At 65.0% G+C, this 24,192-nt stretch carries 21 protein-coding genes and 1 tRNA gene; 11 read left to right on the top strand and 11 right to left on the bottom strand.

The window, feature by feature from the left end; all coding sequences use genetic code 11:
* From JWN21_RS01785 to JWN21_RS01735, 11 genes are all read left to right on the top strand, one after another.
* Nucleotides 1-1,782, top strand: a 1,782-nt coding sequence (locus JWN21_RS01785; protein WP_299645687.1) for a TonB-dependent siderophore receptor, incomplete at its 5' end; no start/stop codon positions are given.
* Nucleotides 1,782-2,837, top strand: coding sequence for a substrate-binding domain-containing protein (locus JWN21_RS01780; protein ID WP_299645686.1), 1,056 nt, complete (start codon nt 1,782-1,784; stop codon nt 2,835-2,837). The genes JWN21_RS01785 and JWN21_RS01780, both read left to right, overlap by 1 nt.
* A gap of 21 nt (nt 2,838-2,858) precedes the next feature.
* Entirely contained in the window at nt 2,859-4,601 is a 1,743-nt protein-coding gene (locus JWN21_RS01775; RefSeq protein WP_299645685.1) for a substrate-binding domain-containing protein, read from the top strand.
* A 14-nt stretch (nt 4,602-4,615) separates the two neighbouring features.
* Complete coding sequence (locus tag JWN21_RS01770) at nt 4,616-6,979, top strand: substrate-binding domain-containing protein (RefSeq protein ID WP_299645684.1); 2,364 nt, start codon at nt 4,616-4,618, stop codon at nt 6,977-6,979.
* The gene (locus tag JWN21_RS01765) at nt 6,976-8,172 is read left to right on the top strand and encodes a substrate-binding domain-containing protein (RefSeq protein ID WP_299645683.1); all 1,197 of its coding nucleotides are present in this window, start codon (nt 6,976-6,978) and stop codon (nt 8,170-8,172) included. Before JWN21_RS01770 ends, JWN21_RS01765 begins: the two co-directional genes overlap by 4 nt.
* Nucleotides 8,169-9,380, top strand: a complete 1,212-nt coding sequence (locus tag JWN21_RS01760; protein WP_299645682.1) for a substrate-binding domain-containing protein — start codon at nt 8,169-8,171, stop codon at nt 9,378-9,380. Before JWN21_RS01765 ends, JWN21_RS01760 begins: the two co-directional genes overlap by 4 nt.
* Nucleotides 9,381-9,450: 70 nt before the next feature.
* Nucleotides 9,451-10,671 (top strand): substrate-binding domain-containing protein, encoded by a 1,221-nt coding sequence (locus tag JWN21_RS01755; RefSeq protein ID WP_299645681.1) that lies wholly within the window; start codon nt 9,451-9,453, stop codon nt 10,669-10,671.
* Nucleotides 10,668-11,771, top strand: coding sequence for a hypothetical protein (locus tag JWN21_RS01750; protein ID WP_299645680.1), 1,104 nt, complete (start codon nt 10,668-10,670; stop codon nt 11,769-11,771). Before JWN21_RS01755 ends, JWN21_RS01750 begins: the two co-directional genes overlap by 4 nt.
* Nucleotides 11,768-12,754, top strand: coding sequence for a substrate-binding domain-containing protein (locus JWN21_RS01745; protein ID WP_299645679.1), 987 nt, complete (start codon nt 11,768-11,770; stop codon nt 12,752-12,754). Before JWN21_RS01750 ends, JWN21_RS01745 begins: the two co-directional genes overlap by 4 nt.
* Nucleotides 12,751-13,809, top strand: coding sequence for a substrate-binding domain-containing protein (locus JWN21_RS01740; protein ID WP_299645678.1), 1,059 nt, complete (start codon nt 12,751-12,753; stop codon nt 13,807-13,809). The genes JWN21_RS01745 and JWN21_RS01740 overlap by 4 nt, the downstream gene beginning before the upstream one ends.
* Complete coding sequence (locus JWN21_RS01735) at nt 13,806-14,705, top strand: substrate-binding domain-containing protein (RefSeq protein WP_299645677.1); 900 nt, start codon at nt 13,806-13,808, stop codon at nt 14,703-14,705. Before JWN21_RS01740 ends, JWN21_RS01735 begins: the two co-directional genes overlap by 4 nt.
* Before the next feature lie 24 nt (nt 14,706-14,729).
* Here the strand turns inward: JWN21_RS01735 and JWN21_RS01730 are convergent, their stop codons facing one another.
* The 11 genes from JWN21_RS01730 to JWN21_RS01680 form a co-directional block, all read right to left on the bottom strand.
* Nucleotides 14,730-15,782, bottom strand: a complete 1,053-nt coding sequence (locus JWN21_RS01730; protein ID WP_299645676.1) for a hypothetical protein — start codon at nt 15,780-15,782, stop codon at nt 14,730-14,732.
* A 50-nt stretch (nt 15,783-15,832) separates the two neighbouring features.
* The gene (locus JWN21_RS01725; RefSeq protein ID WP_299645675.1) at nt 15,833-16,384 is read right to left on the bottom strand and encodes a hypothetical protein; all 552 of its coding nucleotides are present in this window, start codon (nt 16,382-16,384) and stop codon (nt 15,833-15,835) included.
* Between the two features lie 94 nt (nt 16,385-16,478).
* The gene (locus JWN21_RS01720; protein WP_299645674.1) at nt 16,479-17,900 is read right to left on the bottom strand and encodes a putative porin; all 1,422 of its coding nucleotides are present in this window, start codon (nt 17,898-17,900) and stop codon (nt 16,479-16,481) included.
* A 451-nt stretch (nt 17,901-18,351) separates the two neighbouring features.
* Nucleotides 18,352-19,053 (bottom strand): phosphatase PAP2 family protein, encoded by a 702-nt coding sequence (locus JWN21_RS01715; protein ID WP_299645673.1) that lies wholly within the window; start codon nt 19,051-19,053, stop codon nt 18,352-18,354.
* Complete coding sequence (locus JWN21_RS01710) at nt 19,046-19,660, bottom strand: DedA family protein (RefSeq protein WP_299645672.1); 615 nt, start codon at nt 19,658-19,660, stop codon at nt 19,046-19,048. Before JWN21_RS01710 ends, JWN21_RS01715 begins: the two co-directional genes overlap by 8 nt.
* Nucleotides 19,657-20,958, bottom strand: a complete 1,302-nt coding sequence (locus JWN21_RS01705; RefSeq protein ID WP_299645671.1) for a HAMP domain-containing sensor histidine kinase — start codon at nt 20,956-20,958, stop codon at nt 19,657-19,659. Before JWN21_RS01705 ends, JWN21_RS01710 begins: the two co-directional genes overlap by 4 nt.
* Nucleotides 20,958-21,623, bottom strand: a complete 666-nt coding sequence (locus JWN21_RS01700; RefSeq protein WP_299645670.1) for a response regulator transcription factor — start codon at nt 21,621-21,623, stop codon at nt 20,958-20,960. The genes JWN21_RS01705 and JWN21_RS01700 overlap by 1 nt, the downstream gene beginning before the upstream one ends.
* Before the next feature lie 28 nt (nt 21,624-21,651).
* Nucleotides 21,652-22,425, bottom strand: a complete 774-nt coding sequence (locus tag JWN21_RS01695; RefSeq protein WP_299645669.1) for a hypothetical protein — start codon at nt 22,423-22,425, stop codon at nt 21,652-21,654.
* Between the two features lie 29 nt (nt 22,426-22,454).
* The gene (locus tag JWN21_RS01690; RefSeq protein WP_299645668.1) at nt 22,455-22,817 is read right to left on the bottom strand and encodes a PepSY domain-containing protein; all 363 of its coding nucleotides are present in this window, start codon (nt 22,815-22,817) and stop codon (nt 22,455-22,457) included.
* A gap of 433 nt (nt 22,818-23,250) precedes the next feature.
* A tRNA-Leu gene (locus tag JWN21_RS01685) sits at nt 23,251-23,337 on the bottom strand.
* An 80-nt stretch (nt 23,338-23,417) separates the two neighbouring features.
* A complete protein-coding gene (locus JWN21_RS01680) occupies nt 23,418-24,140 on the bottom strand; it encodes an MJ0042-type zinc finger domain-containing protein (RefSeq protein WP_299645667.1) in 723 nt (240 codons plus the stop codon).
* Nucleotides 24,141-24,192 lie beyond the last annotated feature (52 nt).

Below are 24,192 nucleotides of genomic sequence, written 5' to 3'. Positions count from 1 at the left end.
AAGAAGCCAAAGCGCAACTTCGCCGCAGTCGCCGAACTGCGCGGCACTACCTTCGTTTCCAGGTTCGTTGACGACTTCGATCGCAATTCTATCACCGGCGCGGTGGATGTGACCGGCTCGCTGGTCGGTGACACCATCCTAGGACGGATCGTTGGCGAGATCAGTAGCCGGGAGGGCTTTCGCGACTTCGCGTTCAGCAAGTCCGAATTTATCATGCCCAGTCTGACCTGGAATATCGGCGAGCACACGGCGCTGACTGCGCAATATGAATATCGTCACACGCGCGAGCATTTCGACCAATTCCTGGTCGCGCCGCAGGTGACCGTCAGCGGTGTGACGTTCTTCGACCCCAGCCAGATCGCGGACATCACCACCACGTATCAGCAGCCGACAGATTTCCGTGCGGAAACGGGATCGGCGGTCAATCTGTTCCTGCAGCACCAGTTCGGTGCCGATTGGCGCGCCAACATCGGCTATCGTCGGGTGCGGTACGACAGCAACCAGAAAGAATTCAGCAACACCGGCTATGCACTTGTGGCTGGCGAGCGTCGTGTTCTGCGGCGCGCGCGCCATCTCCAGACGGCGCGCCAATACGACTATGTCGACGCGAACCTCTCCGGCAATTTCGACACTTTCGGGGTCGGGCACAAGCTGCTCGTCGGGCTCAACTTCGGCAAGGACCTGGTCAATGAGAACCGGCTGAAGTTCTTTAACTCCAGCAACCGCAACGCCACCACGGGCCTGTGTCCGGTAAACGGCACCTGTCTCGATATCGGGCTGTACAACCCGATCTACACAACGACGCCGGCATTCGACAGCCTGGGCGCGACCAACCCGCAGCTTGCCAATCAAGCGATCCTGCTGACCGACCGCTATGTCAGGCAGAGCAACTACGGCATCTACGTTTCCGACCTGCTGACATTGACCGAATGGTTGAAGGTCAGCCTCGGCGGCCGAAACTTCAGCGAGACTGCCGACGTGGAGGCGAATCGCCGCCTCAACTCGCCGCGGCTCAAGCGTACCGACAAGCGCAGCTTTCTGCCAAGCGCGGGCGTGCTCATCCAGCCGTCAAAGAAAGTCACTTTCTACGGCAGCTATGCCCAGTCCTTCGTGCCCAATGACCCGGCATTGCAGGACTTCAACGGCAATCTCGGCGTGTTCACGCCGATCACCGGTACGCAGGTCGAAGCCGGGGTGAAGGCCGAGAACCTGCTCGACAATCGACTCTCGTTCACCGCCGCGGTCTATCGCATCGATCAGCGTGGGCAGGTCACGACCGACGCCTGCACCTTTGGCACGTGCGCGACGCAGATCGGCCGCGGCAGGTCGGACGGTTTTGAGATTGAGGGCAATCTGACGCCGGTCGACAATTGGCAGGTCATCCTCGGCTACACGCACATCAAGGCCTTCGTGCTGGAGGCCCGCCCCGGCTCGGAGTTTCAGGAGGGCCGGCAGCTGCCGAACGTCGCCAAGAACGCGGCCAACATGTGGACGCGCTACGACTTCTCGAACGGCATCGGGATTGGCCTGGGCGTGATCTATACCGGTGAGCGGACCGGTGTGCTGCCGACCACCGCCACGGATCTCAGCATCATCCCGCTGCCGGCCTACACCATCGTCGATGCCGGTTTGTATTATACCGGCAAGGGCTTTTCGGTGAACCTCAAGGTCGGGAACATCTTCGACAAGCGATACATCGAGAACACGGGTGCCACGGCACGGATCCAGATTTCGCCCGGCGCGCCGCGCTATGGGACGCTGACGACGCGGTTCACATTCTGATGCAACGGTTCGCGCTTGCGCTGCTGATCTGCGCGCTGCCGAACGCGGCGGCGGCGCAGGGCGGCGCTCCGGCACCCATCGCCGGCGAGATTCGGAACTACGGTTTTGCGCTCGGCGGCGTCTTGAAGAAGTGGGAGGAGGCGTTCCAGCGCCGCTTTCCACAGGTGACCTTCAAGGACACGCTGCCGACCAGTGATGCGGCGTTCCCAGGCCTTGTTACCTATCAGGCCGACCTAGGCCCGAACGGGGGCGAGCCGTCTATCGTGGAAGCGCTGAGCTTCTACGAGACGCGCGGCTACCCGGCGTCGTTCGTGGTGGTCGCGTCGGGGGCTTTCGACGTGGATGGGCGATCAAACGGGCCGGTGGTCTTCGTCCACCAATCTAATCCGCTCACCGAGATTTCGGTCGATCAGCTTGATGGCGTCTTTGGCGCGGCGCGCAATGGCGGACTGGACGGGTTCGTCTGGACGCCCGCGGGCGCGCGAGGCGCCGACAAGGACATCCGCAGCTGGGGGAGGCTCGGCCTGACAGGCAAGTGGAAGGACGCGCCGATCCAGACCTATGGGCACGGACCTTCGGGCACGACACGCTTCTTCCAGCTCCATGTCCTTGCGAACACGGACAAGTGGAACCCGAACTACAAGGGCTATGTGGAGACCGGCAGCAAGCAGATCGCCGCCATCGACAAAGCCGGGCAGACGTTGGGCGCCAAGCACATGCTGGGCAACGAGCTAGCAACGGACCCTTACGGCATCGGCTGGACCACGATGAGTCAGGCGAAAGGGATTCCCGGCTTGAAGCTGCTGGCAGTCGCGCCGCGCGGAGGCGGCAGGGCCGTCGTCCCGACCCAGGCGAGCTTTCGCGACCGTAGCTATCCGCTGGTGCGCAACATCTACATCTATTTTGACCGCAAACCAGGCGCTCCGCTCGACCCGAAGCTGAAGGCCTTTCTAAGTTTCGCATTGAGCGATGAAGGTCAGACGCTGGTCGCCGACGGAAACTACCTCCCGCTGCCTGCCGCAATGCGTCGCGAGCAGCTCGCCAAGCTCGATTGATCTTTCAACAAAGGACCCGTTATGCGCTTCCTGCCGAAATCTGTCCTCCGCGCCGCCGCACCGCTGGCGTCGTTCATCGCGCTTGTCACCGCCACGCCCGCGCTGGCGGATCCCGCCAACATCGTCATCACGGTACCAGCCGGCGCCCAAGCGCCGGCCGACCTGGCCGACAAATTGTCGGCGTGGCGTCAGTCCGGCGAGGTGTCGGACGTGCTGTGGCTGGACGCCGAACAGCGTGCCAACCCTGGCTTTGCAACCTTTGTCCAAGTCGAGTTTCCGACCGAAACCGACTATGAGGCGTGGGTCCGTACCAACCAGTCCAAGCTCGGCGCCGTGACGGTGGTGCGTGTCGACCGGCTGTCGCATGGCGAACGTACCCCGCGCGACAGCAACTATTCGGTCTTCAAGGTCAACGAGTACCAGCCGACTGCACCTGCCGCGGCAACGCGGGATTTCGCCACCAACTACATTGCACCGTTCATGGAGAGCCAGACGAACGCACGGATCATGATGCGCCATTCGATGTATCAGGCGCGCCAGGCCGACGGGAAAGGCAAGACCTGGCTGGTGATGGAGTATCGGGATCCGATCTCATTCCGGCGGTCCGAGGAGGTCAAGACCGGGCTGCGTGCCAATCTGACCAGCAGCAACGCGGGCTACGCGCGTCTCGACAAGGTCAAGGAAAGCCTGCGCACCACCGGGCCGGAGACGATCGCGCGCTACACCGAACTGCCGCCCCCGTCGCTGCCCGATCTCCCGGGGTACAAACCCGACACCAAGATCACCGGCACCCTGCGTGTGTACGGCTCCGAACTGAAGAACGCGGTCGAGTACCTGATGAAGGGGTTCCAGGCGTTTCATCCCAACATCCGCATCAGCTGGAGCAATGCGTCATCGTCCGAGGGCGGCATCGCGGGCCTGTACACCGGCATTTCGGATGTCGCACCGATGGGTGACGATGCGAAGATCACCGACATGATGCCGTTCTGGAACACATTCGGTTATATGCCGACCGAGATCTCGGTCGCGTCGGGTGGCTATGAGAAGCGCGGCTCGCTGTGGGCCTGGGCGATCGTGGTCAACAAGGACAATCCGCTCAACGAGATATCGGTGGACGAACTCACGCGGGTATTCGGGTCCGAGCGGTCGGGCGGCTGGAAAGCGGCTGAGAACGACTTCCGCTTCACGTCGGAATTCGCGCGCCCCAAGTCGACAAACATTCGTAGTTGGGGCCAACTCGGCGTTCGAGGCGCGTTGGCGAACAAGGAAATCCAGACCTACGGCTACTCGGCGCCTGGCTTCGCGACCTATTTCGAGCGCAACTGGTTCAAGTGGTCCAAGAAGTGGAACTCCAACTTCATGGAATATGTGGAGGCGAAGCAGACCACGTCCGACGATTTCGGTCTGCAGGTTGACTCGCGGCGGCCGCTGGAGGTTCTCTCGAAGGATACCACCGGCATCGGCATCGCCGGCCTCATGCACGTCAAGAACTTCCCCAATCTCAAGGTGCTGCGCATTTCGGAGAAGAAGGGCGAACCGGCGATCGCGCTGACGCCGCAGACCGTCGCCAACCGCAGCTATCCGCTGCATCGCGACGGCTTCTTCTACGTCAACAAGGCGCCGGGTCAGCCGCTCGATCCCAAGGTGCGCGAGTTCATGCGCTTCGTGCTGAGCCGCGAGGGGCAGGAAATCATCGCCAGGGTCGGCTATTACTATCCGCTCGACGCCAAGTATCTGGCCGAGCAGCGCAAGAAGCTCGACTGAGCGGAGCCTCGACCATGATCCGGTACACCAGGATGGGGATCGTCGCGGTCGCACTGCTGAGTGCGGCCGTGGCGGGCGCGCAGGACGACAAGCGCCCGACCGGCGAGACCTATCAACAGCTCCTGGATCGGCTCGGCGACGGCATGCGCGAGAACCTCGTCATCCGTGGCGAACATGATTCGCGGACCGACGCACGCAAGCACAAGCGCTTCTACACCGATCTGCAGCCACTTGCAGACCTGCCCGCCTATCGCCCTGCCGAACAGCTTTCGGGGACGATCCGCGTCTCAGGGCTCTACCTTCACGATGGGTTGATCAAGGATCAGTGGGTCGCGGCCTTTCAGGGCTTCCATCCCAAGGTGAAGGTGGTGATCCTGCCCAAGGGCACGATCGCCTCGGGAGCAGTCGACATCGAGACCGGTCCGCGCATCTCCGATCGCTTGCGCGCGGCATCGCAATACGAACTCGCCACGGGCGAGCGGCTGTTCGAGATCGATTGGGCAACCGGCAGTTACGACGTGCCCGGCTGGAGTCCCGGGTTCGTGATCTACGTTCACCAGGACAACCCGCTAACACATCTAAGCGTCAGCCAGCTCGACGGCATCTTCGCAGGCGCGCGTACCGGCGGCTGGAAGGGCACGACCTGGGATCGGTCCGCCGCTCGCGGGCCGGAGAAGAACATCCGTACCTGGGGTCAGCTTGGCTTGACGGGAGAATGGGCAGACAAACCGATCGCGATCTACGGCCGTCCGCTCAAATACAACATCCAGCTCGGCTTCGAACGGAAGGTTTTCGACGGCGGCGACATGTGGAACGAGAACACGCGCGAATACAGCCACGAGGCCAACGCCGACGGCACGCGCTATTCCTCCTCCGTCGAGATGGTCAAGGATCTGACCAAGGACCGCTACGGCATCTCCTTTTCCGACATGGGTTCCAACCGGCCGGGGGTGCGCGCGGTGCCGCTCGGCGCGACCGCGGCCGGGCCGTTCGTGCCGATCTCCCTGCAATCGCTGCGCGACCGATCTTATCCCCTATTCGTCGAACAATGGGCGCAGGTGCGACTGGCGCCGGGCAAGCGGCTGACCCCGCTGGTCAAGGCGTTCCTGAAGTTCATGCTCAGCCGTGACGGCCAGGACGGTGTGCAGCGCGACGGCAAGTGGATTACCCTGCCCGCGCCCCGCGCGGCCGAGATGCGACGCAAGCTGGATGCCGTCGGCGAGCGCGTCGATCCCCACGCGTTGGGGCTTCAACTGGCGCAGCTGGCGCCGAGGAAGTGGGACGGCGACAGCCCCGATGAAACGGGTCGCACGCCGGCGTCGAAGGCCTTTTACACACAGCGCTTCGATCTCTCGGGCCTGCCACGCTACACGCCCGAGCGGCCGGTCGCGGGCGTTATTCGGATGCCGGCCAGCGGTCAGTTGACAACCGGGACCGCCGGCAGGGCGCTGATTGCGGCCTTCACCCGCCAGCATCCAGGCATCAGCTTCGATCTGAAAGATGGCGACCTGATCGACGGTGCCGTGGATCTGTCGATCGGGCGCAAGTGGAGCAGCTATTTCGCCGGCGAATTTTATGACTTCCAGCTGAAGCACGATCGCTCGCCGCGCGAGATCCAGGTCGCGACGGGGTCGTTCGACGTCCCCGGCTGGAGCCCGGCCTTCGCGATCTACGTCGCGCGCGACAATCCGCTCAAAGGCCTGACAATCCGTCAGCTCGACGGCATCTTCGGGGGGCCGCGGCGCGGCGGCTGGGTATCGACCACCTGGCGGCGGCAGGCCGGGCGGAGCGCCGACGCCAACATCCGTTTCTGGCGGCAGCTGGGGGTGACCGGGCGCTGCGCCAGTCGGCCGATCACGGTGTATGTGCCGCCGCTCAAATACCATCTCATGTCGGTCTTCGAACGCAAGGTGCTGGTCGGCGGCAACATGTGGAACGACGCCGCGCGCGAGATACCGCTCGCGCTCGACAGCACCGGGGCCCGCACGCAGCCGGGTCGCGACCGTGTGGCGGCCGCGGTGCGCGATGGCTGCGGCATCGCCTTTGCCGAGCCCGGCATCGGCGTCGCGGGGGCGCGCATCGTCCCGGTAGCACATGACGCGACCGGCCCTTTCGTCGCGCCGACGCTGGGAACGGTTCAAGATCGCACCTATCCCTTGCACCTCGAAACCTATGCCTATGCCGATGCCGCGCCGGGGCAGCCGCTCGATCCCCGGGTGCGCGAGTTCCTCCGCTTCGTGCTCAGCCGCGATGGGCAGGAGATCATCCAGCAAGACGGGAAGTGGCTGCCGCTCACCGCCGCCGTGTCGCGCGTCGAGGCGGCCAAACTGGACCGCATCGTGCCCCAGGTCACTGCCAGCTCGGGAGATCGTCCATGAAAACGCTGTTCACGTCCGTCGTCCTGCTTCTCAACGCGTCGGTGCTGGCGCAAGAAACGCCTCCGCCGCCCGCGCAGACCAGCCAGAACCCCAACGCCAAGCGTAGCATCTGGACGCTCAACGTCACCGACTTCCGCAAGCGCAACGCGGAACTCGGCGGCTACACGAAGAAGTGGGATCTGAGCGATCTGCCACGTTACCAGCCCCGACGGCAGGTGTCGGGCACGCTTCGGATCTGGGGGAGCAACTACCTCAAGGATGGGCCGCTCGGCGGATATTGGGCCACCGAGTTCAGGAAGCACCAGCCCGGCGTCGTCATCGAGTATAATCTGCCTACCGCCGGCATCGCGGTGCCTGGTGTGGCGGGCAAGGTCGCTGACCTGGGCGTCGGCCGGCCGGCGACGCTGATGGACCACCTGACCTTCGAACAGGTATTCAAATATCCGATCACGGAGATCACTGCAGCGACCGGCTCGCACGACGTTTATGGCTGGTCGCCCGGGTTCATCATCCTCGTCCACAAGAGCAATCCGATCACCCGCATCAGCATGAAGCAGCTGGACGGGGTGTTCGGAGGCGCGAGGAATGGCGGCTATGACGGCAGCACCTATCGCAACGACTACCCCTTCAAGCGCGGACCCGAGGAGAACATCCGCACCTGGGGCCAACTGGGCCTGATGGGCGAATGGGCGAACAAGCCGATCCATACGTGTGGACAAAGCCCGCGCGCAAACATCCAGGGCGTGTTCCAGAATCGCGTGCTTCGCGGCAGCGATCAGTGGGTGGAAGGCTATCAGGCTTTCGCCAACTACGCGACGCCAGAGAACACGATCAACTCGTGGAGCAAGCAGGTGCTTGCCTACGCGGAGAGCGACCCGCTGGCGATCTGCATCGCCTCGCCCCTAGCACTGGGTCCGAAGCTGAAGGAACTCGCCGTGCAGGGCTTCGACGGTGGGCCCTTCGTTCAGCGGACGTTGGAGACGACCCGCGACCGCAGCTACCCGCTGATCAACGAGATCTTCTTTTACGCCGACAAGCCGCCTGGCCGGCCGATGGAGCCCAAGGTCGAGGAGTTCCTGCGTTTCATCCTCAGCCAGCAGGGCCAGGAGCAAATCCAGCGCGAGGGCCGCTACACTCCGCTGACCGCCGCGGTGGTCAGGGCACAACTCGCTAAGCTGGAGCCCGCGCCATGACCCGTACCATGCTGATCGCGCTCGCCCTGACCACATCTGCCGTCGCGCACGCGCAAACGACACCGGTGGGGTCGATGAACTCGCTCGACCTGCAGAAGGCACGCGCCGACGCACTGAAGACCAAGGGCCTGCGCCGCGCCTACACCAAGGCATTCGACCTGTCTGGCCTGCCTGAATACAGACCATCCAAGCCGATGAAGGGCCTGATCCGGCAATGGGGGTCGAACTACCTAGCCGACAGTCCCCTGGAGGGATATTTCGAGAACGCGTTCAAGAAGTATCATCCCAAGGTACGCTTTCAAAACAAGTTGGAAAGCACCTTTATCGGTATGGCCGGGCTCTACACGGGTCAGGCCGAGTTGGCTCCGATGGGTCGACGTCCAAGCTGGGAGGAGTTGCAGGCCTATCAGCGGGTGATGGGCACGCTACCGGTCGAGATTATGATGGCGACCGGATCGTTTGATGTGTCGGGCTGGTCGTTCGCCTTGGTGCCGTTCGTCCACAAGGACAATCCAGTGTCCAAGCTGTCCATCGAGCAGCTTGACGGAATCTTCGGGGCTCAGCGCGACGGCGGCTGGCACTTCAACAGCTGGGACGAAAGCGTCGCGCGCGGCCCTGAGAAGAATATTCGCACCTGGGGCGAGCTTGGGCTGACCGGCGAATGGGCGAACAAGCCGATTCGCGTGCTCGCCTACACGCTGAACTTCCACTTTCCCCGCGACTTCGCCGAAAAGGTGTTCGGCGGCGGGTACAAGTGGAACGAGACGCTGACCGAATACAGCAACAAAGTTCGCGAGAGCGACGGCGACTATGGCAAGCTGTGGAACGCGGGCGATCAGATGATGGACGACCTGGGCAAGGACAAGTACGCTATTACGTACACGGCGATGCTCTACGCCGACAAGCCGAATGTAAAAACCGTGCCGCTGGCGAAGACTGCCGCCGGGCCGTACGTCATGCCGACGCTGGAAAGCGTCCAGGCACGACAATATCCACTAACGCGGGAAGTGTATTTCTACGCCAACCGCAAGCCCGGCGAGAAGCTGGACCCGCTGATCGCCGAATACCTGCGCTTCGTCGTTAGTCGCGAGGGTCAAGCGTTGATCATGAAGGACGGTAAATACCTGCCTCTCACGGCCGAAGCCGCGCATGCCCAGCTACGAGCTATCGACGCCGTGGGTGCGGCCACGCAGGGAGAGGGAGGTTGAAGCCAGTGACGATGTTGCCGCGAACCGCACAAGTCGCTGCCGCAGAGTGGCGAAAGCCGGAGACTTCGGCATGAATTGCCTAAAAGCATGGAGCGGCTTCACGCTCGCCGTGGCGATCACACTCTGCCCCGCCGCGGTCGCACAGGACAATCCGGCGGGATCGACGCGAGATGCCGACGCACTCTCCAAGGCGCGTGCGATCGGCACCAAGGCGCGCAAGGTCAAGAAGTTCTACCAGCCTCAGTTCGACCTGTCGGGGCTCCCCGAGTATCGGCCGTCGCCGCCGATGAAAGGCACGCTGCGCCAATGGGGCAACAACTACATCAAGGACTCGGGCCTGGTGGAGATCTGGGAGGCCGGATTCCGCAAGCATCATCCGGACGTGAAATTCGAGGATAATCTTACGTCCTCGGCAGTCGCCTTTCCGGGGCTGATCGCGGGTGTCGCCGATCTCGCGCCGATGGGCAGGCAGGCTTTGTGGGACGAGCTGAAGGGTTTCGAGCGCGAAGGCGGCGCGGGGGGCGGCGAGGTGGGCGTTGCTACGGTCGAGCCGCTGGAGATCGTCATGGCGACCGGCAGCTACGACGTGCGCGGCTGGTCGTTCGCGCTGGCGATCCTGGTCCACAAGGACAACCCGCTCAGCCAGTTGAGCTTCGAACAGCTCGACGGCATCTTCGGCGCGCAGCGCGACGGCGGTTGGGACGGGCTGACCTGGCGAACCGACTGGGCGCGCGGCCCCGAGAAGAACATCCGCACGTGGGGCCAGCTCGGCCTCAAAGGCGAATGGGCGAACAAGCCGATCACCATCTACGCTTACAACGCGAAATATCATTTCGGCGACGAGATCGACAAAAGGGTGATCAAGGGCTCGTCCAAGTGGAACGAGAATATCCGCGCCTTCTCCAACGCCGCAGGGCTGAAGGCCGACGGGTCGCTGACCCCCGGCGGCGAGTTGATCGCAGACGCGCTGTCGAAGGACCGCTATGGCATCGCCTATACCGGCATCCCTTTCCTGACCCCCCAGACCAAGGCGCTGGCGCTGTCCAAGGATGGGGCTGCGCCCGTGCCGCTCACGATCCGCACGGTGCAGGATCGCAGCTATCCGCTGCTGCGCGACGTCTACTACTATCTGGGCAAGAAGAAGGGCAGGCCGGTCGATCCGCTCAAGCGCGAGTTCCTCCGCTACGTCCTTAGCCGGGAAGGTCAGGCGGCGGTGCAGGACGACGGCAAGTATCTGCCCCTGACACCGTCTGCGGCACGCGACCAGCTAGCCAAGCTGGACGCGCGGTGACGACTCGGCGCGCCGTGTTGGGCGGCGTCGTCACCAGCCTGGGGCTGCCGGCGATGGCGCAGCGCCTGACGCCGGCCGTGCAGCGTATCGATCCGCGGCCGCAGCCGCCTGGCAGCGTCGCGGTGCGCGTGGTGGCCACTTTCCCGCCATACCGCCCCGATAGGCGGTTCGACGGCCCGATCCGGCTCTGGGGCCATGGCAACCGCAAGCTTCCCTGGATGCACCATCTCGTCGATCTGTGGCAGGAGGGTTTCCGGCGCTTCCATCCCCGGGCGCGGCTCGACGTTCACCTCTACGGGACCTCGTCGGGCATCCCGGCGCTCTACAACGGGCTCGGCGACGTCGCCTTGCTGGGCGAGGAGATCCTGCCGGACGCCGCGCGCGCGTTCGAACGCGTGAAGGGCTATCCGCCGACCGGCGTCGAGCTGATGACCGGCAGCGTCGACATCCGCAACTTCGATTTCGCGCAGATGATCTTCGTCCATCGCGACAATCCCCTGGCACGCATCTCGTTGGTCGAACTGGATGCGATTCTGGGCGTCGAGCACCGCCGCGGCGACCGGATCATTCGCCGCTGGGGCGAACTGGGCCTGCGCGGCCGCTGGGCCGAACGGCCGATCGTGCCGTATAGCTGGGCGATCGACGACAGCTTCGGCTTCTACCTGCAAAACGCGGTGCTGCTCGGCAGCCATCGCTGGAACTCGGCCTTGCGCGAGTTCGCCCACATCAACAATCCCGACGGCACGATCTACGATCACGGGCAACAGATTCTGGACGCGCTCGCCAAGGATTCTGGCGGCCTGGCCGTGTCCAACATCCGCTACGCGGGACCCGACGTCAAACCGCTGGCGCTTGCGCACACGCCGGCGGGGCCCTTCGTCACGGTCGATCAGGCGAGCCTGATCGAACAGCGCTACCCGCTCGCGCGGACCTTGCCGGCGGTGATCGATCGGCGGCCGGACGGTCGCATCGACCCCGGCGCGCGCGCATTCCTACAATTCGTCCTCAGCCGAGAGGGGCAGGAGGCGATCAACCGCGACGGCCGTTATCTGCCACTGTCACCTGCCGCGGCAGAGCGGCAGCGCAGGGTGCTCGCATGAAGGCCGCACCGATCATCGCCTCGCTCGCGGCTGTGCTGTTGGCGTCGGCCACGCGGGCGGAGCCTGCGGTCGCACCGATCCGCATCTGGGGCACGCCCGCGCTGCTGGGGGTCGCCGAGGCGTGGGCGACCGCGTATCGCAAGGCGCACCCTGACGCGCGCATCGAATTCCACATGAAGGGGTCCGACAGCGCCATCCATGGCCTGACTGGCGGGGTCGCCGATGTCGCACTGCTGGGGCGGGAGAACGACATCGTCGATGACAACGGCTTCTCCCGGCCCAAGGAATATGCGGCTACGCGGATCGAGATCGCGACCGGCAGCCTCAGCGAGCCCGGCAAATCCGACGCGATCGCAGTTCTGGTCGCGCGCGACAATCCGATCCGATCACTGACCCTCGATCAGCTGTCGCGCATCCTCGACTGTGGCGATCAGCCGCGCGCGATCACGACCTGGGGCCAGCTCGGCGCCGGTGGATCATGGCGCCACGGGCCCATCCGCATACACAGCTATGACCTTGCGACACGGACCGGCGCGTGGCTCCAGAAGCGCGTCACCGGCAACGACCGGCGCATGTGCTGGGACCGGATCGTCGAATATCGCGATCGTCACCGCCTCGACGGCACGGTGGCCAAGGCTGCGGACCGCATCGGCGAGGGCGCGCGGGGCGACCGGTTCGCGCTGGCGATCGCCAATCCGGCGCAGGCGGTGGACGGGCTCAAGCTCGTTGCGCTGGCGGACGGCGACGGCGAGGCGGTATCGCCGACCCGGGACAGCGTGGCCGCTCGGCGATATCCGCTCGCCCGCCGCGCCTTCGCCTTCCTCGCGCGCAAGCCGGGCGCGCCGCTCGCCCCTCACGTGCTTGCCTTCCTGCGCTTTGTCTTGTCGGAACAGGGGCAGATGCTGGTGGCGGAGACGGGCTACCTGCCGCTCTCGCGGGATATCGCCCGGGCTCAGCTGGGCAAGCTGGAAGACGTGCGATGAAGCGCCTCGTTCTTGCCGTCGCCCTGCTTTGCGCGGCCGCCAGCGAGCCGCCCCGCCCGGCGATAGACCCTTACGTCGCGCGCACCCTGGCTTCGCTGCCGTCCTACACGCCCGGCCCCAGTGTGCGCGGCACGATCAGCGTCTGGGGACATGGCAGCCCGCGGCACGATTTCGTCGGCGCCCTCGTCAGGCGGTGGTTCGCCGAGTTCCAGCGCGATCACCCCGACGTCCGGCTCGATTACCGCATGTACGGAACGGCCTCTGCGGTCAGCGCGCTTGCCAGTGGCGCGGGTACGCTCGCCATCTTGGGCGAAGAGATCAGTCCGGCGTCGGCGCGCATGTTCCGCCGCGCGAAGGGCTATGCGCCGACCATCGTCGAGATAGCGAACGGCAGCGTCGACACGAACTTCTTCGATTATGCGCACATGGTCTTCGTCCATCGCGACAATCCGCTAGCTGGGCTGACGGTCCGCCAGCTTGCAGGGGTGTTCGGAGCGGGCAATCGCTGCGGTCCCGGCGACATCCGCACTTGGGACGGGCTCGGCCTTACGGGGGCGTGGGCGCGACGTCCGATCCAGCCCTATGTCTGGAAGACCGATGTCGACTTCGCGCTGTTCTTCCGCGAGCGCGTGCTCTGCGACAGTCACCGGTGGAATCCGGCGTCGCGCGAATACATGCCGGTCACCCAGCCGAACGGGCAGGTCATCCAGCACGGGCAGCTGATCCTGGAGGCGCTCGCCAAAGACCCCGGCGGGATCGGCATCTCCAATGTGCGCTTCGCCAATCCGATGGTACGTGCGCTGCCGCTCGCCTGGAGCGCGAAGCGTGGTTTTGTCCCGGCGACCAATGCCACGCTGATGGCGCGGCGATATCCCCTGGTGCGGATCATCCCGGCAATCGTCGATCGCGCACCCGGGAAGGGCATGACGCCCGCCGATCGCGAGTTCCTGCGCTACATCCTCAGCCGCGAGGGACAGACGGCGTTGGTCGAGGACAGCGGCTACCTACCGCTCGACCGCGCGACGCTGCTGCGCGAACGGGCGAAGCTGCAATGATCCGCTACCTTATGCTGCCGATCGCGGCGCTCGCCCTCAGCGCCGAGATCGCGCCGCCCGCGCGCAGCGGACCGGTGTTGGAGGTGGCGACCAGCGCCCAGCTCGCGCCGACGCTGCGGGCGCTTGCCGCGGCCTATGAGCGGGCACGTCCGGGCCGGCGTGTCGCCATCCTCGCTGTCGGCAGCGACGTGGCGATGGCACGCTTTTCGACCGGTCGTTCCGAACTGGCGATCATCGGCCGGCGCGGCCATGATCAAGAGCTGAAAGCCTATGAGTGGATCCACCGCAAGCTGCCGGTGGCGACACCGGTGTTTCGCGGCAGCGTTGCAACGCCGGGCCATTCGCCCGCGCTGGCGGTGCGGGTGCATGTGGACAATTCGCTCCGGGCGATAACCCGTGAACAGCTTACGGTCGCCTTTCGGGCGTACGGTGACCCACCGCGCTGGACAGAACTCGGCGCCGGCGGCCCGCTGGCGCAACGGCCGGTCGTGGTGGTGATGCCATGGTCGGACGGCGGCACCGGCCGCTACCTGCGCGCGTCGTTGCTCGCCGGCCGCGTCCAGCTCGACTGGCGCCGAGTCCGCGAGCGAACCGACGTCCGCGCACCTGATCTTGGACGCGACAGCTTCGGAGCCGAGATCGCGGCTGCAGTTGCGCGCGACCCGGCTGCGCTTGGTCTTGGCGATGCCACCAAATACCCCGGCACGCGCGTGCTTCCCGTCGTGGTCGACGGGCAGCCACGCTTGCCCGGTCAGCCTGGCTATCCGTTCGAGCGCGAGGTCGTGGCGTATGCCGATCCCGTGCCCCGTCCGATCGCAGCCGACTTCGCCGTCTTCATAAGCAGTGCGGCCGCCCGCGCGATCATCGCACGCGGCCCATATCGACCGCTCGACTGACCGTCCGTCGCCCGGGGTTCCGCCCTACATCGGCTTATAGGTCAGCACCGTGAAGCTGTTGGGATGGAAGTAGGGCGGCGCGGGCTTGCCGTCGACGCCGGGTGCCGGAAAGGTCGCATCGGCGGTGACGAGGTACAGCTTGCCGTTGCGCTCGTCGATCTGCATCGTGCGTGCCTGCGGCCGGGTCTGGATGTTGCCGAGCAACCGATAGCTGTCCGGCCCGTCCTGCTTGATGACGGTGAGGCTGGAATCGCCGCCGTTGGATGTGATGATCCGCCCGCGCTTTTCGTCATGAACCATGCCGTCGATGCCCTTGCCGATCGGCACCGACGCGATCTGCCGGCCCGTGGTCGCGTCGAGCGCCAGGAAGACCGGCTTGTCGCCCCTGCAGCCGATCAGCAGCCGGTTGATGTCAGCCCGATGTTCTACTGCAACAACCTGCTCGCAGTTGATCTCCCAACGACCGATCTCCTTGAGCGTCCTGGAATCAAGCTTCAGGAGCAGCTTGTCGTACCGCGCGGGCGCGAACAGCCCCCCCTTCCCGTCAGGCGCGGGCTCGTCCATCTTCTTGAAAGGAAAGACGGTCTTGCTCAGCAGCTTGCCGGTCATCGCGTCCAGGGTGAACCATGCCGACTCGGCGGCCCGAGACCCCACCACCGCCTGCAACCGCTTGGTGGAAGGATCGTAGGTGATGGTGTTGAGCCCGCCGTCATTGGCGAGCTTGATCCGATTGAGCACCTTGAGCGACTTCAACGCGAACACCGTGATCGAGCCGTCGGTGTTGACCACATAGCCGCGATCGATTGCCGGCAGCAGCAGCGGGCCGTTGGCGCCATCAGTGTTCGCCACCGTCGCCGTGACCCTTTTTTGGTCGACGTCGAAGACGCTCAATCCGTCCTTGCGACGAGCGATGAACAGCCGGCTGCCGTGCGGCTCAAGCTTGATATAGTCCCAGTCGGTATCGGAGCTGGGCAGGACTGTTGCGCTCTCAAGCACGTAGAGCGGTTCGGCCGCTGCAGCAGGCAACAGGACGGCGGCGGCGCCGATGAGCGCCGCCAACAGCTTCAGGTTCTTCACGATATACCTCCTGGGGACTCGCTGCCCCGAACGATCAGCCGAACCGAGGCTTAGCCGGCGGGTGCGTAGAGGGATGCGAGGTTCGGTATCTGCCTGCTGAGCCCATCACGGATCGCGATCCCCGGCTGCATGAAGTCGGTATCCTTCTTGCGGGTGGCCGGCGACTGATGAAAGGCGATAACCATCGCAACCGGCAGGTATTTGCCCGCACTGTCCTTCAGCGGGATCACGATCGAGACCTTCTTGCCGTAATCTGGAGTACCCCATTTCGACTCGACCTGGGTCACGCCCTTCTTGGCGGTGATGATGTCGCCGGGCGAGGACGTGTTGCCGATCCGATCGGGAAACGAGCCCGCGATCATCGTGTATGCGTCGCCGGTCAACCCGTCAGGCTGAGCGTGCATGGTGATGCTCATGATCTCCTTGTGGCCGGCGATCAGCTTGTCGACCAAGGCTTGCGCCTTGATCTTGCCGGTCGGGCCGCGCCAGTTCTTGGCCGTCTGCGGGGTAGACGCCGCACGCGGGATATCCTGAGCGACGGTGGGAGCGGCGACGACGCCGATGAGCGCGGTGGCGAGCACTGCACGTAATTTGATGCGCATTTCAGCTATACCCTCTCTTGATGCTTCTTTTTTCTACAACGGGACTAGCGTGGAAAACTGTCAGCAACCTGTCGCCCGGCGCACGCCGCATGGCCTAGAAGTTCACCAGCAAGTTCAGCCGCAGCCGGTTTACCCAGTCATCGGGCAGAAATGCCGGAGTGAACAGCGACGACTTGGGCCGGTAATGAAATAGCGTCGCGTTCAGCACCACGCGAGGCGCCACCACATACTCTCCGAAGATGCTGTGCTGCCGATAATTGGTCGCCAAGTCGGTGTTGTCGTGGCTGAAGGCCGCCAGCACCGCGTCCACGCCGGTCTCGGCGTAACCGTACCCAAAGCGCCAGTCCCTGTGCTGCACACCGCGCCCCAGCAGCAGATCGACGCCGAAGCCGGAGTCCTGATCGGTGGTCGCACCGAAGTTGTGAACATAGTCAGCGACCAGTCGGACGGGCCACTGCGGTCCCAGGCCCGAGTAAGTGACGCCGCCGACAACGTCGAGCAGGTCGAAATCAGAAAGGTACGCTCCTGACGCGAATCGATTGGTGCGGATGTCCCCGGCGTCCGCACCCGCAACGCTTCGCAACGTATAGTCGTAATAACCGGCCGCGATCTCGAAGCGCAAATCACCCAAAAGCCAATCGAGCTGAACTTGACCGCCGACCATATAGCTGTCCGAAGCAGCGGCCGCCTCGTCGACAATCATGTAAAGTCCGTGCGCACGCGCCGAAGATCCGCCGCCAAGATCCGTACGATAGCTCGCCGCTACGCCCTGGATGTCCACATCGCCGTCCCAAACCATTTCCGTTCGTGCGAAGGGTTGCACGAACTTGCCACCGTTCAGGGTCAGGTTGCCGAAGGTGGCGCGAACATAGGCCTGATCCAGGCTAACCATCAGGTCGCTGTCAAAGCCTGTCAGCGTGATATCCGTGCTGTTGGGATCGTTGGGATCGCCGGTGGAAAGCTGGCCACCGATCGTCAGCCAGTCGTTGACGGAGTAGGCGGCGCGCAGCCGGCCTCGCATCACCAGCCGGCTCCGATCGATCGCGTCGGTATCGCCGGAGTTGTTTTCGTACCTGAGCCGCAGGTCGCCCGACAGCGCGAGCTTGGCCTGCGCCTGCATTGCTGGCGTGCCTGGACCGGAGCCGCCGGCGGGGTTGATTGCCGCGGCCGGCGCCTGGGAAGTGGAGTGTGCCGCCAGGTCAACCGGCCGGTTAATCGCTGCGGCTGCTGCGACGCCGGGTTCGAACCGATCCGCTGCAATCGGACTGGAGGAAGGCGTTCGCGTCGCCAGCGCAGCCTCAAGCTGAGCAATCCGTCGGGCGGCGATCTCCTGCTCGCCCTGAAGTTGGGCGATGCGGCTCGACGATCTTTCCTGATCGGACTTCAAGGCCAAAAGTAGCGCCCGAAGCTCGCCGATTTCCGGACGGCTCTGCGCTGCGGCCGGAGCAGCGATGGTGACAGCCGCGACGACACCGCCGCAGATCAGCGCGCTTCGGCACCCCAATCGTCCGATCATCACCCGCTCCCGTCATTGACCACTCGTCGCCATTGCGATTGATGGTTGCTTAGGCGCTCTTCCCTGACACCAAACTGTCAAGGCGCGCACGGAGTGAACCGACACTCAATATCGCAGCGAAAAGAACATGCCGCTTTGCATGCAACGCGCATCGTTACGCTGACCCACTCCACTGCTATCGCGTCGACGCAGGGTAGGCCGACTGGCGTAGGTGAACTGCGAGAAAGGCGGAGCTGATCCGAAGCGTTGCTGCACGGAGCATAGCGATCTGCAACAATGGCAAGTCTTCAAGAGCGAGCATCTGGAAGAATTGATGTGGTTCATCGGTCCAAGCCAATTTCTGACTCAGTCATGAACCTGAATAGCAAGCTAAGAATGGCTAGGAATGAAGTTCAACTCCCCGCTACCAGTTTGATATGCTAAGGCCCTTTCTACCAAACTTGATCTAACATCAGGCTGGGTTTCTTGATACAAATCTATCGGAACTGACGCGGGGCGCCAGGCGCTCTGTCACGACCCAGCCAAAGATCGCCCAGCTGCCACCCAATGCCCAGCCGGCAATCACGTCGGTGGGCCAGTGAACACCCAGATACATGCGCGATACCCCGATCGCCGCGACCAAGGCCGCCGCGATGCCGAGCAGGTAACAGCGCCCCGCGGCCGTGGGGACGGCGCGGCCCGCCAGGATCGCAAGTGCGAAATACACCACTGCGGAATTGGCGGCGTGGCCGCTGGGAAAACTCGCGCTGCTTACCTCGGCCCAGTGCTCGATGATCGAGGGGCGGGCGCGCGCGAACCAGAGCTTGGCCAGCGACGCCAACGAGGTGCCCACCGCCGCCTGGACGATCAGTATGCCGGCCAACCGGTAGCGCCGCAGCGTCAGCAGGAAACCGGTCACCGCGAGCACGGTGAATGTCAGGACGATGGTGTCGCCCAGCGCGGTAATGTCCAGCATCACGCGCTTCAGCCCGGAGTAGCTACCGAACATGTCGCGCAGCCACTGCAACACTGCGCGGTCGAAGATTTCGGTCTCCCGCTCGGCGATCTCCGACCCCAGCATCAGCAGGAACAGCACCGCTGCTGCTAGCAGCCCAGCGGCCACGGCTAGCGCAGCGGCGGGGCGATGGAGCAAGCTGATGCGCATGCTATTCATCACGGGATCCTTTGCGCCGGTGCCAGGTCGCGACCCGCCAGCCATACCAGCCCACAATCGCGACAACGATCGCAGTCGAGACCGGCCCGACCACATCGGCGACCGCACCATGGCGCCCGCCCAGCAACGTACCGGCGCCAGCGAGCAACCCGGTCCACACGGTCGTGCCAATTAGCGACCACAACAGGAAGGGCAGCAACGGCAACGCCAGCAGTCCGGCGGGTATGGACACGATCGACCTGATCGTGGGCACCAGCCGGCCGAGGCAGACGAATGTCGCGCCACTCTTGGCAAACAGGGAGCGACCCCGCTCGACTTCGTCCCAGTCCAGCGTCAACCAGCGGCCATGCAGATCGACCAGGGTGCGCATGCGCTCGACTCCGATCGCACGGGCCAGCGCATACCAGGCCAAATTGCCGATCATCGCTCCGGTCACCCCAGCGGCGATCGTCCCGGCCAGCGAGAAGCGTCCCGCCCCCGCCTGCATCCCGGCCAGCGGCATGATCACCTCAGAGGGAAGCGGGGGGAACACGGTCTCGGCGAACATCAGCAGCGCGATGCCGACATAGCCGAGTTGCGCGACGAGGTTCTGGATCCAGGCGGTCATGCGGGTCCTTCGTTGGTGTCGGGAAGTGTAATCGAGATGCTGGCGCCGGGCTGCGCATCGCCGATGGTGACCGTCGCGCCATTCCGCTCGGCTATCGCGCGGACGATTGCCAGTCCCAGCCCCGACCCCTGATCGTCGGCGGCGAGCCGATGGAACGGTTGGAACACCCGCTCGCGCTCCTCGACCGGAATGCCAGGGCCGGTATCACGCACCGCGATCGTCGCGCGGTGCCCGGCGCGCCCGACGACGACGTCGACCCGGCCAGCCTCGGGGGTGTAGCGAAGCGCATTCTCGACCAGATTGCGCAGGAGGATCGATACGTCGAGCTCGCCCATGGCGACCGTCACGTCGGGCTCGCCGATCACCCCCAGGTCGATCCGCTTGCGGACGGCGAGCGGCATCTGCTCGGCGATCACTGCGCGCAGCACCGGCCCGAGCGGGGTCGCCGCCGCCGGGTTGACCGCGGCCTGCTGTGCGCGGGCAAGCGCCAGCAATTGCTCGAGCAGGGAGCGGCTGCGCGCCAGCCCACGTCGCAGCAGCCCAAGCCGGTCGCGCGCATCGGTTGACAGATCGGCACCGTCCAGCCGCTCGGCTTGCAGGATCAGCGCCGCCAACGGGGTCCTGAGTTCGTGCGCGGCGTCGGCGATGAAGCGCTGCTGCGCCGCCATCGCCTGGCCGATGCGGTCGAGCAGGCGGTTGGTTGCGCCAACCAGCGGCCGGAGTTCGATCGGCAGCCCGGCATCGCCGATGGCGCTCAGATCGTCGTCCTTCCGAGCGTCGACCGCCGCCGCCAGCGCGCGCAACGGAGCGAGCATCCGCCTTACGATGACCGTCACCACCAGCAACAGCAGCGGCAGCACAACGGCGAACGGCAGCAGCGCACGCTCCGCGCCGTCCTGTGCCACGTCGTCGCGCAGGGCAGTCGACTGCGCGACCAGCATTTGGTCGGGATCGGTGACGAACACCCGCCATTCGCGGGCACCGGCCCGTTCGGTGTGGAACCCCGGGGTCAGCACGGCAGGCAAACCGCGCAACTCCGGCGGCAGGGCGCCCTGCCCACCGACTCGCCCGACCACGATCCGCGCTTCATGGTCGTTGGCGGATGCGATCCGCGCCGCGTCGGCGGCAGACGGGCTCAATTGTCCGGCCAGCGCCGCCGCCTCGCGCAGCTGGTCGTCCTGCAGCTCGATCGCTTCGGCGTAGGCGGAGCAATAGGAGAACACCGCTGCCGCCGACCCGGCCACGACGATGGTCAGCAGCAGCCACAGCGACAACCGGAACTGCAACGACTGCGACATCAGCCCTCCCGATCGACCAGCCATCCCGCCCCCCTGACGTTGCGGATCGTCGTCTGGCCCAATTTTCGACGCAGCGCGTGGATCAGGAATTCGACGGCATTGCTCTCAACTTCCTCGCCCCACCCATAGATGCGATCCTCGAGCTCGGATCGCGACAGGATCGCTCCCGGTCGAAGCAACAAGGCTTGCAACAGCGAGAATTCGCGCGCGGAGAGCCGAACCGGCTCGGCGTCATCGACGCGCGCCTCGCGCGTCGCGGGATCGAGAGCCAGCCGGCCGTTGGTGAGGAGCGGCGCAGCCCGCCCGCCCTTGCGTCGCGATACCGCGCGCATCCGCGCGAGCAGCTCGCCCATTTCGAAAGGTTTGACGATGTAATCATCGGCACCACCGTCGAGCCCGGCGATCCGGTCTTCCACCGCATCCCGGGCGGTGACGATCAACACGGGCACCGCGTCGTTGCTCGACCGGATCGTGCGAAGCACCTCGATCCCGTCGCGTTCGGGCAGGCCGAGGTCGAGCAGCACCAGGTCGTAATGCTGGTCGCGGGCAGCGATGATCGCCGTGGCACCATCGCGCACCCAGTCGGCCGCGCAGGCGGCGTCCTGGAGCGCGAGGCTCATCGTCTCGCCGACCATTCGGTCGTCCTCGACCAGCAAGACACGCATGTTCGACGTCCCTCCGACCCGGTCACGCTCAGGCGACGGCCGGACGCGCCATGGCCGTGCGCAGGTAGATCACCAGCCCGACGATCACGACAAGAAAGATGATGCTGGTATCGGTGGTGCCCAGCCCCAGCCCGCCGTTGCTAGGTGATTGCGCGAGCAGGTCGCCGCACGATGCGCCCAGCGGCCGGGTCAGGACATAGGCAATCCAGAAGGTCGCCACCGCGCTGGCGTTGAACAGGAAGCGCGCAGCCGCCACGACGGCGATCATCCCGCCGAACAACACGGCCGACCAGCTATAGCCCAGGCCCAGTCCCTCGCCCACCCAGTCGCCGGCCGCGGTGCCAAGCGCGAACGTGATGAGGATCGCCAGCCAATAGAAAGCCTCGCGCGGGCGGTTGTCGATCTCTGCGATCGACAGCGTGCCCTCGGCCCGATGCCACAGCGCGAACACCACGATCAGCCCAACCGCGAAAGCCCCGGTCGACACCGCAAGCGGCACCCCGAACTGGTCGGTGAGATTGTCCGTGACCAAAGTGCCGAAAATGCTGACGAGCACCACCGTCAGCCAATAGGGCTCGGGCACGTAGCGCCGCAGCCCCATCTGCCACGCGAGCGTGGCGACGAGCAGCGCACCCATGACGACGGAGGTAAGGGTCATGCCGTAGCCGAGGTTGAAGATCAGGAAATCGGCTCCCGTCTCGCCGACGGTGGTCGACAGCATCTTGATCAGCCAGAAGACCAAGGTGACTTCCGGCACCTTGTTCAACATGGTGTGCAACGACGCGTCGGTGAGTGGGTTCATGACAATACTCCTGATGGGACCGTGCGCGATCAGTCGGCCTTGTCTTCGCCGTGCTCGCCATCCTCATCGCGGTCGCCGTCGATGACGTCCTCCGTGGATAAGAGCGCCTGGCCGGAAGTCGCGTCGACGCGGACGTCGAACGTCTCGCTGCCGTTGACGACATCTACGTCATACGCCCAGCCGCCGGCGGTCTTCTCATACTCGGCGTGGGTCGCGTAGCTGCCCGCAGTCTGCTCGGCGGTCACGACTGCGGCGGTCAGCGGCACCGCAGGGCGCAGCATCGTCACGGCTTCGTTGTCGGCGTTGCCGACGACGACCGCATAGGCGCCGCTAGCTTGCGCCGCGCTCGATCCCACTACGGCGACGAGAAACAGCGTTTTACACGAGTGCATGATTCGCGCTCCGATTGACGGCGCGTTACATTGCGCTGCGACCCGCATCGGCCCGCCGACTTAGCGCAGACTGAGGATGGTCCGGATCAGCTGGTTGGCGGGTCGGTCGAATGCGCAGCGGGCGACCTTTTGGGCAATCAGCGCATCGCGTAGATCCGAGGCAACAAGCACAAGAAGAAACTCGAATTGGACGGTGATGAGGCAGCGGTGGTCCGTCTCATGTACGACCTCTCGATTACCGGCTGCGGCGCGGGGGCAGATGGGCGTGCGCGCAATCGCGAAGTGGCTGAACGAACGCGTGTCGCTCCTCGTCGAGCAGGTGCGGGTGTCGAGCCGCGAGGTTCACATCACCGGCACACGATCGGCAATCGAGCACCTGCTCGTCAGCGATAAGCCCGTCTCAAACGGGACATTGCCCAGTTTTGACCGGGACTGGTGCGGCCGAGAAGACTCGAACTTCCACGTCCTTTCGGACACAGCCACCTCAAGGCTGCGCGTCTACCAATTCCGCCACGGCCGCACGTCGCTTGCCGGTTCCCTCGAAGGTTCCGGCCGGTAGGAGCGGGGCGTTAGCGCAGCGTCCCGTCGCTCGCAACCCGCCTAGGACGCAGTGTCGCCGACGAAGCTCAGTTCGAGGCGCTTGGAATTGGCGGGCACGTCAAGCTTCGCGGAGTTGAAATCGACCGCGCCGCCGGGCGGCAGCGTGCGTTGCTGCGGCGTGATCGTCCAGCTGTAGACCATCCGGCCCTGCGCATCGCGAAGCTCGGCGCGGATGTCGGGCACGCGCTGGCGCGTGGCAGAGGGGTTGGTGACCTGCCCCGACACGGCGAAGAGTTCGGAGCCGTTCTCGAGCTCACGTCGCTCGATCGGGTTGTCCTTCAGTCGCAACGCGCTTTCTGCCGGCGCGAGGCCCAGCCACGAGCCGATATTCGGCGCGCCCAGCCAGGTGATCGCCGCGACGGCGGCCAGCATCAGCGCCCCCGCGACCAGCGCCGCGGCGGTCCAGCGGCGGACCGGATTGGCGCGCGCGCGAAACGGCGCGCGCGGGGCGTAGGCGTCGGCCGGCTCGGCGATCGGGTCCGAAACTGGCGGGCGTGTCGTCTCGACGAAGGAAGGCGGGACCTCGGTCGCGACCGGGGGGAGCGGCGCGGGAGGGGGTGGCGCGGGTAGCGGTGGCGCGATGTCGTCCGACAGGTCCAGCGGCGCGGGTTCCTGGAACCAGCTATGCTTGCAATTGGCGCAACGCACGGTGCGGCCGTCGCTGCCGATCGCACTGTCGGGAACGAGATAGCGGGTCTGGCACTCTGGGCACTGGAGGATCATCGTCCCGAATCTAAGCACGGCGCGGCCCGATGTGGCAAGCTTGAGAGCGGGC

The organism is Sphingomonas bacterium, assembly GCF_028292945.1.
Classification (GTDB): domain Bacteria; phylum Pseudomonadota; class Alphaproteobacteria; order Sphingomonadales; family Sphingomonadaceae; genus Sphingomonas.
Note: the sequence above shows the minus strand (reverse complement) of the source record. Positions and strands in the feature narration are given on the sequence as shown.

Coding starts and splice junctions, on each gene's coding strand:
- JWN21_RS01780 (WP_299645686.1), top strand. CDS start 1,782: ATGCAACGGTTCGCGCTTGCGCTGCTGATCTGCGCGCTGCCGAACGCG.
- JWN21_RS01775 (WP_299645685.1), top strand. CDS start 2,859: ATGCGCTTCCTGCCGAAATCTGTCCTCCGCGCCGCCGCACCGCTGGCG.
- JWN21_RS01770 (WP_299645684.1), top strand. CDS start 4,616: ATGATCCGGTACACCAGGATGGGGATCGTCGCGGTCGCACTGCTGAGT.
- JWN21_RS01765 (WP_299645683.1), top strand. CDS start 6,976: ATGAAAACGCTGTTCACGTCCGTCGTCCTGCTTCTCAACGCGTCGGTG.
- JWN21_RS01760 (WP_299645682.1), top strand. CDS start 8,169: ATGACCCGTACCATGCTGATCGCGCTCGCCCTGACCACATCTGCCGTC.
- JWN21_RS01755 (WP_299645681.1), top strand. CDS start 9,451: ATGAATTGCCTAAAAGCATGGAGCGGCTTCACGCTCGCCGTGGCGATC.
- JWN21_RS01745 (WP_299645679.1), top strand. CDS start 11,768: ATGAAGGCCGCACCGATCATCGCCTCGCTCGCGGCTGTGCTGTTGGCG.
- JWN21_RS01740 (WP_299645678.1), top strand. CDS start 12,751: ATGAAGCGCCTCGTTCTTGCCGTCGCCCTGCTTTGCGCGGCCGCCAGC.
- JWN21_RS01735 (WP_299645677.1), top strand. CDS start 13,806: ATGATCCGCTACCTTATGCTGCCGATCGCGGCGCTCGCCCTCAGCGCC.
- JWN21_RS01725 (WP_299645675.1), bottom strand. CDS start 16,384: ATGCGCATCAAATTACGTGCAGTGCTCGCCACCGCGCTCATCGGCGTC.
- JWN21_RS01720 (WP_299645674.1), bottom strand. CDS start 17,900: ATGATCGGACGATTGGGGTGCCGAAGCGCGCTGATCTGCGGCGGTGTC.
- JWN21_RS01715 (WP_299645673.1), bottom strand. CDS start 19,053: ATGAATAGCATGCGCATCAGCTTGCTCCATCGCCCCGCCGCTGCGCTA.
- JWN21_RS01710 (WP_299645672.1), bottom strand. CDS start 19,660: ATGACCGCCTGGATCCAGAACCTCGTCGCGCAACTCGGCTATGTCGGC.
- JWN21_RS01705 (WP_299645671.1), bottom strand. CDS start 20,958: ATGTCGCAGTCGTTGCAGTTCCGGTTGTCGCTGTGGCTGCTGCTGACC.
- JWN21_RS01700 (WP_299645670.1), bottom strand. CDS start 21,623: ATGCGTGTCTTGCTGGTCGAGGACGACCGAATGGTCGGCGAGACGATG.
- JWN21_RS01695 (WP_299645669.1), bottom strand. CDS start 22,425: ATGAACCCACTCACCGACGCGTCGTTGCACACCATGTTGAACAAGGTG.
- JWN21_RS01690 (WP_299645668.1), bottom strand. CDS start 22,817: ATGCACTCGTGTAAAACGCTGTTTCTCGTCGCCGTAGTGGGATCGAGC.
- JWN21_RS01680 (WP_299645667.1), bottom strand. CDS start 24,140: ATGATCCTCCAGTGCCCAGAGTGCCAGACCCGCTATCTCGTTCCCGAC.